The sequence below is a fragment of the Massilia pinisoli genome, from assembly GCF_024753285.1.
In the GTDB taxonomy this organism is placed as follows: domain Bacteria; phylum Pseudomonadota; class Gammaproteobacteria; order Burkholderiales; family Burkholderiaceae_D; genus Telluria; species Telluria pinisoli.
This window is the reverse complement of record NZ_JANUGW010000008.1, coordinates 62,410-74,648: the sequence shown is the minus strand read 5'-3', so window position 1 is coordinate 74,648 and position 12,239 is coordinate 62,410. Positions and strand designations below refer to the sequence as shown.

The 12,239-nt window shown below is 65.5% G+C and carries 9 protein-coding genes; 4 read left to right on the top strand and 5 right to left on the bottom strand.

All coding sequences use genetic code 11. From position 1 onward, the window contains the following. The first annotated feature begins 1 nt into the window (after position 1). Together NX784_RS12895 and NX784_RS12890 are read left to right on the top strand one after the other, a co-directional pair. Positions 2-3,583: an ABC transporter permease/M1 family aminopeptidase gene (locus tag NX784_RS12895; protein WP_258817069.1), complete on the top strand. Its 3,582-nt coding sequence runs from the start codon at positions 2-4 to the stop codon at positions 3,581-3,583. A 46-nt stretch (positions 3,584-3,629) separates the two neighbouring features. Further along, complete coding sequence (locus NX784_RS12890; RefSeq protein ID WP_258817068.1) at positions 3,630-3,836, top strand: addiction module protein; 207 nt, start codon at positions 3,630-3,632, stop codon at positions 3,834-3,836. A gap of 147 nt (positions 3,837-3,983) precedes the next feature. Here the strand turns inward: NX784_RS12890 and NX784_RS12885 are convergent, their stop codons facing one another. The 4 genes from NX784_RS12885 to NX784_RS12870 form a co-directional block, all read right to left on the bottom strand. Continuing rightward, positions 3,984-6,659 carry a DNA topoisomerase III gene (locus NX784_RS12885; RefSeq protein ID WP_258817067.1) on the bottom strand — a complete coding sequence of 892 codons (2,676 nt, stop codon included), beginning with the start codon at positions 6,657-6,659 and terminating at the stop codon, positions 3,984-3,986. A gap of 288 nt (positions 6,660-6,947) precedes the next feature. Further along, complete coding sequence (locus NX784_RS12880) at positions 6,948-7,412, bottom strand: Smg family protein (RefSeq protein ID WP_258817066.1); 465 nt, start codon at positions 7,410-7,412, stop codon at positions 6,948-6,950. Between the two features lie 122 nt (positions 7,413-7,534). After that, positions 7,535-8,725 (bottom strand): DNA-processing protein DprA, encoded by a 1,191-nt coding sequence (gene dprA, locus NX784_RS12875; RefSeq protein WP_258817065.1) that lies wholly within the window; start codon positions 8,723-8,725, stop codon positions 7,535-7,537. 7 nt (positions 8,726-8,732) lie between these two features. Then, positions 8,733-9,845: a LysM peptidoglycan-binding domain-containing protein gene (locus NX784_RS12870; RefSeq protein WP_258817064.1), complete on the bottom strand. Its 1,113-nt coding sequence runs from the start codon at positions 9,843-9,845 to the stop codon at positions 8,733-8,735. Positions 9,846-10,095: 250 nt separating this feature from the next. Between NX784_RS12870 and def the strand changes: the two genes are divergently transcribed. Both def and fmt read left to right on the top strand, forming a co-directional pair. Next, positions 10,096-10,623, top strand: coding sequence for a peptide deformylase (def, locus tag NX784_RS12865; protein WP_166862444.1), 528 nt, complete (start codon positions 10,096-10,098; stop codon positions 10,621-10,623). Between the two features lie 11 nt (positions 10,624-10,634). Next, complete coding sequence (gene fmt, locus NX784_RS12860) at positions 10,635-11,582, top strand: methionyl-tRNA formyltransferase (RefSeq protein ID WP_258817239.1); 948 nt, start codon at positions 10,635-10,637, stop codon at positions 11,580-11,582. 168 nt (positions 11,583-11,750) lie between these two features. Here fmt and NX784_RS12855 read toward each other — a convergent pair whose 3' ends face one another. Next, positions 11,751-11,984, bottom strand: coding sequence for a BrnA antitoxin family protein (locus NX784_RS12855; protein WP_258817063.1), 234 nt, complete (start codon positions 11,982-11,984; stop codon positions 11,751-11,753). Positions 11,985-12,239: the final 255 nt, after the last annotated feature.

The window sequence follows — 12,239 nt, the reverse complement described above, 5'->3', positions numbered from 1 at the left end:
CATGCGCGCCCTGTTCGCCATCGCCGGCTTCGAAACCCGGCAGCGCCTGAAGCTGCTGTCGACCTGGGTGTATTTCCTCGCCTTCTTCGCGCTGGCCCTGCTGTGGATGGCCGCCGCCGGCGGCGTGTTCAAGGAAGCCTTCGTCTCGTTCGGCGGCCGCGTGCTGATCAATGCGCCGCGCCAGGTCGCGCTGAGCGTCGCGTTCCTCGGCTGCCTCGGCATCATCGTCGTCGCCGCGATGATGGGGCGCTCGGTCCAGCAGGACTTCGAGTACGAGATGCACCACTTCTTCTTCAGCGCGCCGATCCCGAAATACGCCTACGTCTTCGGCCGCTTCCTCGGCGCGCTGGCCACCCTGGTCGTCGTGTTTTCCGCGATCCTGTTCGGCACCCTGCTGGGGACGGCGCTGCCGGGCATCGACCCGTCGCGCGTGGGGCCGTATTCGGCGGTCGGCTATCTGCTGCCGCTGGTCTTCACGCTGCTGCCGAACCTGTTCATCTTCGGCGCGATCTTCTTCGTGCTCGCGGCGCTCACGCGGCGCATGCTCGCCGTGTACGTGGCGAGCGTCGTGATGCTGATCGGTTACATCGTCGCGCCGTCGCTCGCGCGTGACCTCGACTACAAGACGCTCGCCGCGCTGATCGACCCGTTCGGCACGACGGCGCTGATCCGCCTCACCGAATACTGGAGCCTCACGGAACGCAACACGCTGCAGGTCCCGCTCTCCGGCGTCTACCTCGTCAACCGCGTGCTCTGGTCGCTGTTCTCGCTCGTCGTGCTGGCGCTGGGCTACTGGCGCTTCAGCTTCGTCGCGACGCCGGCCGGCCGGCGCGGCCAGGCGCGGCCCGATGCGGAAGCGGCAACGGGCAAGGCCCCGACGGCCGCAGACCTGCACGAGAAGCCCGATTTCGCCGCGCGCAGCCTCGCCGTGCTGCTGGCGAAATCGAGCTGGCTCGCGCTGCGCGAATGCGTCAAGAACGTCTACTTCGCCGTGATCGTCCTGGCAGGCATGCTGACCCTCATCGTCAGCTCGCTCGACATGGGCGCCATGTATGGCACGAAGACGTATCCCGTCACGTACATGGTGCTGGAACTGATCCGCGACGTGTTCGGACTGTTCGTGCTGATCGTGACGACGTTCTATGCCGGGGAGATGGTGTGGCGCGAGCGCGAGGCGCGCATGGCCCAGATGGTGGACGCGCTTCCCGTGCCCAGCTGGCTGCCGCTTGCGGCCAAGACCGTCGCCCTCGTCGCGCTGCAGATCGTGCTGCTGCTGGCCGCCATGGTGTGCGGCATGGGCATCCAGCTGGCGCACGGCTATCTGACGCTGGAACCGGGCCTTTATCTGTCGACGCTGTTCGGCATCCTGCTGCCCCGCTACGTGCTGCTGGCCGTGCTGGCGATGGCCGCCCAGTCCATCCTGAACCACAAATACCTCGCCTATTTCGCGCTGGTGACGTATTACGTGGCCACGCTGTTCCTCGGCGGCTTCGGCCTCGACCACCCGATGCTCGTGTACGGCGCGCTGCCGGACGTGACGTATTCCGCGCTGAACGGCTTCGGCCACTACCTGCCGCTGCAGCGCGCGCTGCAAGTCTACTGGGGCGGCGCCGCCATCGTCCTGTTCACGATCGCGCTCGTCCTGTGGCCGCGCGGCGTGAGCGACAGTTTTTCCGAACGCCTGCAACTGGCGCGCCGGCGCCTGACGCCGGGCGTGCTGGTCGCGTTCGCGGCCGGCATCCTCGTGTTCGCCGCCAGCGGCGCCCTGCTGTGGTACAACCTCGTGCACCAGGGCGCGTACCAGACGGCCTGGCACAAGGAGCAGGTGCGCGCCGACTACGAGCTGCGCTACAAGCGCTATGCCGCGCTGCCGCAGCCGCGCGTCACGGACGCCGACCTGCAGGTCGACATCCACCCCGACACCCGCACGCTGAAGGTCCACGGCTTCTATCAACTGGAGAACCGCACGGGCGTCGCCGTGCGCGACGTCGTCCTGTTCCAGAAGCCGGGTCCCGAACTGCGCCCCCGCTTCTCCCAGCCGGCGCGGTTGCTGCGCGCCGACGCGGAACATGGCATCTACCGCTACCTGCTGGCGTCTCCGCTGCAGCCGGGCGCGCGCATGACGCTGGAATTCGACCTGCTCGACACGCCCGGCGGCATCCTGGGCCTGGGCCGCGACACGGCCGTCGTCGGCAACGGCACGTTCTTTTCCAACGAGGTCCTGCCGCACGTGGGCTACCAGCGCGTGTTCGAGCTGGAGGACGATCGCGACCGCAAGCGCCACGGCCTCGCGCCGCGCGAGCGCATGGCGGCGCGCGAGGACGAGCGCGCGCGCGCGAACAACTACATCGCCAACGACGCCGACTGGATCCGCTTCGACGCCGTCGTCAGCACGAGCCCCGACCAGATCGTCGTCGCGCCGGGCACGCTGGAGCAGGAGTGGATGAGCGGCGGCCGGCGCTGGTTCCATTACAAGGCCGACAAGCCCGTGCTGAACTTCTATACGTTCCAGTCGGCCCGCTACGAGGTGCGCCACGACCGCTGGCAGGACGTCACCATCGACGTTTACTACCAGCCGGGCCACGACTTCAACGTCGACCGCATGATCCGCGGCGCCAAGGCCGCGCTCGAATACGGCTCGAAGCACTTCAGCCCCTACCAGAACCGCGAGCTGCGCATCGCGGAATTCCCCCGCTACGCGTCGTACGCGCAGGCGGCGCCGGGCACGATCCCGTTCTCGGAAAGCGTGGGCTTCATTGCCAAGGTCGACCCGGCGTCGCGCAAGGACATCGACTACCCATACTACGTCAGCGCGCACGAGGTGGGCCACCAATGGTGGGCGCACCAGATCGTGGGGGCGGACATGCGCGGCGCGACCGTGCTGTCGGAAAGCCTGGCCGAATACACGGCGCTGATGACGATGAAGGCGACGCTGGGTTCGAGCAAGATGCGGCGCTTCCTGCGCTACGACCTCGAGGAATACCTGATGGGCCGCGCGCGCGAGAACAAGAAGGAGCTGCCGCTGGCGCAGAACGAAAACCAGGGTTATATCCACTACCACAAGGGCAGCCTCGCGCTGTACCTGCTGCAGGACCTCGTGGGCGAGGATGCCGTCAACGGTGTGCTGCACGGCCTGCTGGCGGAGTATGCGTACAAGGGGCCACCCTACCCGACCGTGTCCACGCTGGTCGACCGCCTGCGCGCGATCACCCCGCCGGACAAGGCGTACCTGATCGACGACCTGTTCGAAGCGATCGTCCTGTACGAAAACCACGCCGACGGCGCGACGGCCAAGCGCCGGCCGGACGGCAAGTACGAGGTCGAGATCCGCGCCACGGCCGGCAAGGTGCGCGCCGGCGAACAGGGCGAGGAGAAGGCCGTGCCCCTGCACGACTATATCGAATTCGGCGTCGACGATGAGGACGGCAACCCGCTCGCGCGCGAGCGCCGCCTCGTGACGCAGGGCGACCAGCGCGTCGTGCTCGTGGTCGCCGGGCGCCCCGCGCGGGCCGGCATCGACCCCGACAACAAGCTGGTCGACAAGAAGCCAACAGACAATATGCTGCCTGTCGACACGCACTGAACTTCACGTTATGATCTGGTCACAATACTCTGCTAGGAGAGACTTCATGTCCACTGTCGCCGAACTGGCCGCCCAGATCCAGCAACTGTCCCCCGAGGACAGGCACGAGCTGATGCGCCTGCTACTGGTCGACAGCGACGACGGCGACCAGGACGCCGACGAAGCGTGGCATAACGAGATCGTGCGCCGCGTGAAGGCCATCCGCAATGGCGAAGCCGCCATCCGCGCGCTGCAGGACGAGTGGCGCGAATAAGCGTTCGACACCGATAAAGAGCCGCGATGCCGCAAGGATCGCGGTTTTTTTGCGTCCGGGCGTCGGCGTCCAGGCGTCGGCGTGCCGAGCGCCGGCACGAAAAAAAGCCGCGGACGCGCCGCGGCTTTGATGAACTGACAAGCGAGCTTATTCGCCTGCGGTCGCCTTCTTCGTGGTCGCGGCGCGCTTGGCCGGCGCCTTGCGGGCGGCGGCCGCCTTGGCGGGCGCCTTGGCTGCAGGTTTCGCGGCCGTTTTCGTCGCCGCGGCCTTGCGCGCGGCCGGCTTGGCGGCCGGGGCTTCCGCGCCGCTTTCGGCCTCGTCGGCCTGATCCTTGGCTTTCGCGCCCGGCTTGGCCTTGCGCTCCTCGAACTCGAAGCTGATCTTGCCGTCCTTGCCGCGCACGAGGAAGGCCTTGAACGAGCGGCGCGTACGCTGCGACACGAAGCCCGGCAGCAGGTCGGTCTTGCCTTCGTTCAGCAGCTTGGCCATCTGCTCGGGCAGGATTTCCTGCTGCAGGATGATGCGGCTGCTGCGGAAGTCGCACGTCTTCGGCTTGGCGACGGTGTGCTCGCAGACGTAAGCGAGGCCCATCTCGTAGACGTTGCCGTTGCACTTCGGGCACGGGCCGAGCGGCGTCTGGCCCGTGAAGTCGACGCCCTCGCCGTCCTCGCCCTCGTCCTGGTCCTGGCCGAAGTCGAATTCCAGCTTGAAGTTCTTGATGTCCTCGTCGCGCACGATGCGCAGGATGGCGGCGAACGGCCGGCCCATCTTCGAGCGGAAGCCCTGCAGCGGGCCGATCGTGCGCTTCTCCAGCAATTCTTCGACTTCCTCGATCTCGAACTGGCGGCCGCCCGGCACCTTGCTCATCGAGAAGTCGCACTTCGTGCAGGCGAAGCGGCGGTAGTTTTCCTTGACGACGCCGCCGCAGTTCGGGCACGGCGTGCGCAACGTCGCGTACTCGCCGGGAATCGTGTCGTTGTTGTATTCCTTGGCGCGCTTGACGATGATCTCGGTCATCTCGGCGATCTCGCGCATGAACTCTTCGCGCGAAATCTGGCCTTTTTCCATCTGCGACAGCTTGTGTTCCCACTCGCCCGTCAGCTCCGGTGCCGTCAATTCGTTCACGCCGAGGCCGCGCAGCAGGGTCATCAATTGGAACGCCTTGGCGGTCGGGATCAGCTCGCGCCCTTCGCGCAACAGGTATTTTTCCGTCAGCAAGCCTTCGATGATCGCGGCGCGCGTGGCCGGCGTGCCGAGGCCCTTGCCGGCCATGGCGTCGCGCAGCTCGTCGGAATCCACGAGCTTGCCGGCGCCTTCCATCGCGGACAGCAACGTCGCTTCGTTGTAGCGCGCGGGCGGCTTGGTGACGAGGCCGTTGGCCGTGACCGTCTCCGTCTGCACCTGCTCGCCCTTCGCCACCGGCACGAGGCTGGCACCATCCTTGTCGTCACCGGTCGTGTCCTTGCCGTACACGGCGAGCCAGCCGGGGTTCGTCATGACCTTGCCCTCGGTCTTGAACTGGTGGCCTTCGACTTCCGTGAAGCGCGTGGTGACGAGGAATTCCGCGGCCGGAAAGAACACGGCCATGAAGCGGCGCGTGACGAGGTCGTACAGCTTCTGTTCCGGCTCGGACAGGTTCTTCGGCACGACACCGGTCGGGATGATCGCAAAGTGGTCCGAGATCTTGCTGTTGTCGAAGATGCGCTTGTTCGGCTTGACCCAGCCCTTGTCGAGGATCTGCTTGGCGAATGGCAAGTAGTTCGAGTTGCCCTTCAATACTTCCAGCGTGGACTGCACGGTGCTCAGGTAGTCTTCCGGCAGCGCGCGCGAATCCGTACGGGGATAGGTCAGCACCTTGTGCTTTTCGTACAACGCCTGCGCGAGGCCCAGCGTGTTCTTCGCGGAGAAGCCGAAGCGGCCGTTGGCTTCGCGCTGCAGCGACGTCAGGTCGAACAGCGCGGGCGCCATCGACGTCGTCGGTTTCGATTCCTCGGTGACCGTGCCCTGCTTGCCCGTGCATGCAGCAACGATCGCGTCGGCATCGGCCTTGGTCCACAGGCGCTCGGCGCGTCGTTCCGGATCGGTGTCGTCCTTCTTGAACTTGGTGTCGAGCCAGCGCCCCTCGTACACGCCGGCCGCGCAGCCGAATTCCGCACGCACTTCCCAATAGTCGCGCGGCACGAATTTCTTGATCTTCTCTTCGCGCTCGACGACGATCGACAATGTGGGCGTCTGCACGCGGCCGACGGTCGTCAGGTAGAAGCCGCCTTCCTTCGAGTTGAACGCGGTCATCGCGCGGGTGCCGTTGATCCCGATCAGCCAGTCGGCTTCCGAGCGGCAGCGCGCGGCGTCGGCCAGCGGCAGCATTTCCTGGTCGGTACGCAGGTGGGCGAAGCCGTCGCGGATCGCGTTGGGCGTCATCGACTGCAGCCACAGGCGCTTGACGGTTTGTTTAGCCTTCGCGTTCTGGGCGATCAAGCGGAAGATCAGCTCACCTTCGCGGCCCGCGTCGCATGCGTTGATCAGGGTGTCGACATCCTTGCGCTTGATCAGCTTGTTCAGCACCTTGAGGCGCGACTCCGTCTTCGCGATCGGATTCAGCGCGAAGTACGGCGGAATCATCGGCAGGTGCGTAAAACTCCATTTGCCGCGCTTGACGTCGTATTCCTCGGGCACCGCGATCTCGAGCAGGTGACCGACGGCGGACGACAGGACGTATTCGTCGGATTCGAAATACTCATCGTGCTTCGTAAAGCCGCCGAGCGCCTTGGCGATGTCATTCGCCACGGAGGGTTTTTCGGCAATGATGAGGGCTTTGGTCATATATGGTTTCTCGTACTTGTTCTTGGCTAGGCTCGCGCATCATACATGAGCGCTTGGCTTGGGCGGCGTGGTATATCGGCCGCTCGCGAGCTTATTGTTAGCTTATTGGTAACGGATCGACAGTAGCGGCCAATGATAAGCGGGTTGCCGCGCAATCCGCAAGTAGACTCTCTCTGCGTGATCGTTGATGCAACTCTGCATTTCCGGCCAGAAACACCGCTTGAATCTTACTCTAACACAATAAAAAACGGGGCCGCAGCCCCGTTCGTGATGTATTTTTGCACCGCTTCAGTGCAGCAGGCGCGGCGCGGCGTCTTCCTCGTCCGACCCGAACAGGTCGTCAAACATCAGCGCATCCGGCTCCTTGCCTTGGCTCCACAGGAGCATCAGGACGATGATCTTCAGCTTGCCCAGCGTGACAGGCGCTTCGTCCAGCGCCAGCGCGCGTTCGATGACGATCTCGCGCTGCGACGCGGTCAGCAGGCCGGCCAGTTCGAGGAACTGGATGAAGCCGACGGCCGCGGTGCCGAGCGTGTCGAGTTCCTGGGCAATGTAGAAGCGCGTGCCGCTCGATTCGAGGGCGGGATTCGTGGTACCGGCCATTTCCGTCAAGCCATTGAGCCAGTCCAGCGCTTCGGAAATTTCGACATCGTCGAAACCGACGGCAGACAGCTTGCGTGCCAAGGCAGCCGGCTCAGGGCAGGCATCGGGACGGTAATACGTCTCGTAGAGGTAGACTAGGATGTCGAACATGGTGACGCTACTGTAGCAGCTAAGCTCCTTGCGGCACAAGAGCGTCACGTACTCCACTGCCCCTCGGAAACATCATCGTTGTTTATCGGCCTTATCGGGTTCGCCAGCATATTTGCCCCTAATTATCGCTTGAATATTCTCTGCACGAGCCCGCCCGGCAGCCGTTCAATGCGCCCCGCCAGCTCCAGAACGAGCAGCTGCGCACTGAGTTCTCCTGGGGGACAGCCGAGCCGGGCCAGCAATGCATCGATGTCGACGGGGTCGTGGCCGAGGGCATCCAGCAACGCGCGATCCGCGGGCGTGCCAAAACCCGCAGTGGGATTGTTATCGTTATACATATCCGTTAAGTAAATATCTGATGCGGGTGAGAACACTGTCCGGGCGGCCAGCAGCGGGGAGGACGCGAGCGCTTCCAGCACGTCCTGCGCCGTGTCGACGAGCTTCGCGCCTTCACGGATCAGGCAATGGCACCCCTTGGCCAGCGCCGCGTGGATCGAGCCGGGGATGGCGAACACGTCGCGGCCCTGCTCGGCCGCCTGGCGCGCCGTGATCAGCGAGCCGGACTGCGCGGCCGCCTCGACGACGAGCACGCCGGCCGCGAGGCCGCTGATGATCCGGTTGCGCCGCGGGAAATTGCCCGGAACGGGCGGCGTACCGACGGGATATTCGCTGACGATGCAGCCGTCCACGGCGATGCGCTCGCCCAGCGCGCGGTTGCGGGCCGGGTAGACGATGTCCGGCCCCGTGCCGACGACGGCGACGGTGCCGCCGACGCACCGCAGCGCGCCCTCGTGCGCAGCGGCATCGATCCCCAGCGCGAGCCCGGACACGATGCACAGCCCGGCCGCGGACAGGCTCTCCGCAAACGCTTGCGCATTCATCCTGCCCTGCACGCTGGCATTGCGGCTGCCGACGATGGCGAGGCTGGGCCCGGCCAGCAGCGCTGCGCGGCCTCTAATATAGAGGAGCAGCGGCGGATCGGGAATGTGGGACAGCAGCTCGGGATAGCCGGGCTCGCCCAGCGCGAGGACGCCGTGGCCGGGTTGGCCGAGCCAGGCCAAGGTGGCGTCCAGCAAGCGGCGCGTCGCGTCGGCGGGCGGCTGCAGCAGCGCGCGCGCCTGGGCGGGTGTCACGTGGGCGGCCAGTGCGGCGAAGTCGGCGGCGAAAATGGCGCCGGGGCTCCCGAAGACGCCCAGCAGCGCGGCCGCCGTGCGCGGGCCGATGCCGGCGCAGCGCTCGAGCCGCAACCAGGCGGCCAGCCGCGCCGGGGAGGATGACAGTGCAGGTACCGCGGTGAGGTCCGTGTCCTGCACGGTGGGGTTACTCCGGTGATCGTGCGACGTCGCCGATCTGCACAGGCCCCGTCGTCCGCATGACCAGGCCGTACGCGACGTGGTCGAAAACCCGGAAGATGAACAGGTCGCCGTATTGCTCGTCCGGGAGCTTCAGTTTGGCCTTGCCGAACCCGAGGAAGCCTTTGCTTTCCGGGTCCGTCACGGTCTGCCCCAGATGATAAAGCTGCAGCACGGAGCCGACATCGAGTCCGTCAAGCGTGCCCCGGTTGACAGTCACGACCTGGTTCTGCGAAGCGAAATTCGATTCCGTCGGCAGCGCCATCACGCGCGCCGCCACCGCCCGCGCAGGCGCGTGGGGCACGTAGTTGCGCACGGGCGTGGGCGGCACGGGCAGCAGGCGGTCGCCGACGCCCATTTCCTTGTCGGAACGGGTGACGACGAATGTGTGGACGTCCGTGCCCGGTCCCGCCGCCTTCACGAGGCGCGCGGTGCCGATGTACGTAGCTTCGTGGGCGACGACCTGGTTCGTATCCGGATCGCGCAACTCCTTGCCCGGACGGAACACCTGGAAGCTGGACGCACCATCGAGCGCGCCGCGGACATAGATGCGGTCGCCCTCGCCCAGGTACAGGCGGTCTTCGGCCGCGGCGACGATGCGCGGCGCGGCCGCCAGCGCCTGCGGCTCGACGACGAGCGGCTGGGTCAGGAACGGTTCGATCACGCCCGACGGGATGGCCGGCACCGCGTTGTTGGCGTCCACGCCCTCCGTCCGCACCTGGGGCGACAAACGCACGAGGGGCGGCTGGCCCGCGTCGGCGCCCGCGCCAGGCTTGTTCAAGGTGAGGCGGCCATGGGCGCGGTCGAAATACACGATCTGACCGGGATAGATCCAGTGCGGATTCCGGATCTCGTCGCGGTTCATTCCCCACACCTGCGGCCAGCACCACGGATGCTCGAGGAAGGTGCCGGAAATGTCCCACAAGGTATCGCGCTTGACGACAACGTGCTGGTCCGGGGCGTTCGGGCGGAACGCGCAGTCGACGGCAGCCTGGACGGGCATCGCAAGAACGGCGAACACGCCTGCGGCGGCGGCGCGGATGACGAGCGACCGAGCGGCGCCTGTGCTAAAATTTTTCATTGGAGAGTCCTAAAGTGCCTATCGGCACGGGTGCTACGCCGCCTCGGCCGGCAACACAGCAGGAAACAGACGACTCTTCGACCGCGTAGCGGATCTTGAAGTGTCGCAAGAGTTGCCTTACTGAATCAAATTCTGCCGAGAAATCCCTGAACTAGCAAGACAAACCGCACCCGGCAGCGGGGGCGGCGTGTTGCGTTTATGTCTGCGCAACCCAATATACCGATTATTGACCGACTTTGAACACATCGCCATGGCCTTACTGAACATCCTCCGCTACCCCGATCCGCGCCTGCACAAGGTCGCCAAGCCGGTCACCGAATTCGGCGACCGCCTCCACAAGCTGGTGGCGGACATGGCCGAGACCATGTACGACGCACCGGGCGTCGGCCTGGCCGCCACGCAGGTCGACGTGCACGAGCGCGTCGTCGTCATCGACGTGACCGAGACCAAGGACGACCTGCTCGTCTTCGTCAACCCGGAAATCGTCTGGTCCAGCCCGGACAAGCAAGTCTACGACGAAGGTTGCCTCTCGGTGCCGGGCATTTATGACGGCGTCGAGCGTCCCTCGCGCGTCAAGGTGCGCGCCGTCGACCAGTTCAACAAGCCGTTCGAGCTCGAGGCGGACGGCCTGCTGGCCGTGTGCATCCAGCACGAGATGGACCACTTGATGGGCAAGGTCTTCGTGGAATACCTGTCGCCGCTGAAGCGCAACCGCATCAAGACGAAGCTGCAGAAGGAAGAGCGCGACATGCAGCGTTCTTCGGCCCGCCGCGCATGAGCGACGCGAACATGCGGGTCGTTTTCGCCGGTACGCCGGAATTCGCGGCCGTCGCGCTGCGCGCCCTGCTCGACGCGGGTTTCACCGTGCCGCTCGTGCTCACGCAGCCGGACCGCCCGGCCGGCCGCGGCATGCAGTTGCAGGCGTCGGCCGTCAAACAGGTCGCCGTCGCGCACGGCATCGACGTGCTGCAGCCGCTGTCGCTGCGCATGGACGCGAAGGATCCGCAGCGCGCGAGCGAAGCCCAGGCCGCGCACGAACGCCTGCTCGCCACCGACTACGACGTCATGGTCGTGGCCGCGTACGGCCTGATCCTGCCCCGCTCCACCCTCGACATCAAGCCCTGCATCAATATCCACGGCTCCATCCTGCCCCGCTGGCGGGGCGCCGCGCCGATCCATCGCGCGATCGAAGCGGGCGATGCGGAGACGGGCGTCACGATCATGGAAATGGAAGAAGGCCTGGACACGGGCCCGATGCTGCTCATCGAGCGCATCGCCATCGACGATAAGGACACGACGGGCAGCCTGCACGACAAGCTGGCGGCTCTCGGCGGCCGCATGATCGTCGCGACGCTGAAGGATATGGCGCAGGGCCGCCTGGAAGCCGTGCCCCAGCCGGAGGAAGGCGTGACGTACGCCGCCAAGATCGGCAAGGAAGAAGCGAAGCTGGACTGGAACCTCCCGGCTGCCGAGCTGGCACGCAAGGTGCGCGCGTTCAACCCGTTCCCGGGTGCGCATGGCCAGGCGGGGTCGACGACGGTCAAGATCTGGCAGGCGCAACCTGTCGACGGCAGCGGCCGGCCGGGCCAGGTATTGCAGGCCGACGGCCAGGGCATCGTCGTCGCGTGCGGCGCGGGTGCGCTCCGCTTGACGGAATTGCAAAAGCCGGGCGGCAAGCGCCTGGCGGCGGCCGAATTCCTGAAAGGGTTTTCGTTCGACGGCCTCGCGTTCGCGTAACCGACGTCAACATAATAAAGAAGGGCATCAGCGGCGTTGCCGGTGATGCCCTTCTGTTTTCCGTCTCGTCTATCTGTTGTCGGAGCGTTTGCTCCTGATGGCATCCCGTACGGGCTTCAGGCCATCGGGCCCGCGGGGCGCTGTGCCCCGGCCATCGTCATGCAACGATCAGTGCTGCTCGCCTTGAGCACGCACGCGATTCGCTTCCATGTATTCGCGCAGGACCTGGTTGATGCGGGTCTGGTAGCCCGGACCTGCCGATTTGAACCATTCCAGCATGTCGACGTCGAGGCGGATCGTGACGATCTGCTTGACGCCGGCAACGGCGTGCGACTTGGCCGCAGCGGTGTCTTCGGTGCGGGCGGCTGGCTGGTCCCACTCGGCGACGTATTCTTTGTTCATTGCAATCTTCCCATTTTGGCGGCGGAGCGACGGTCCACGCATTCCGTTGATTGGACAAGGATTTATCCTGAAACCGCGCCAACGGCGATTTCATGAAGTTAATTGTCGTCCCTGTATGTATCCGGGAAATTGCTAATATGCGGCAATTTGTATCGCAGTGTAACAATGCGACGTTTGATACATTGCGTTACAAACGTCTTTACAGCGGCGTCCGATTTTGAGCGAACCCGAGTCCTTCGGCCGCACCGGGAACAA

Bases quoted from the DNA above. Each gene is read 5' to 3' on its own strand.
- NX784_RS12895 (WP_258817069.1), top strand. From the start codon at position 2: ATGCGCGCCCTGTTCGCCATCGCCGGCTTCGAAACCCGGCAGCGCCTG.
- NX784_RS12890 (WP_258817068.1), top strand. From the start codon at position 3,630: ATGTCCACTGTCGCCGAACTGGCCGCCCAGATCCAGCAACTGTCCCCC.
- NX784_RS12885 (WP_258817067.1), bottom strand. From the start codon at position 6,659: ATGACCAAAGCCCTCATCATTGCCGAAAAACCCTCCGTGGCGAATGAC.
- NX784_RS12880 (WP_258817066.1), bottom strand. From the start codon at position 7,412: ATGTTCGACATCCTAGTCTACCTCTACGAGACGTATTACCGTCCCGAT.
- NX784_RS12870 (WP_258817064.1), bottom strand. From the start codon at position 9,845: ATGAAAAATTTTAGCACAGGCGCCGCTCGGTCGCTCGTCATCCGCGCC.
- def (WP_166862444.1), top strand. From the start codon at position 10,096: ATGGCCTTACTGAACATCCTCCGCTACCCCGATCCGCGCCTGCACAAG.
- fmt (WP_258817239.1), top strand. From the start codon at position 10,635: ATGCGGGTCGTTTTCGCCGGTACGCCGGAATTCGCGGCCGTCGCGCTG.
- NX784_RS12855 (WP_258817063.1), bottom strand. From the start codon at position 11,984: ATGAACAAAGAATACGTCGCCGAGTGGGACCAGCCAGCCGCCCGCACC.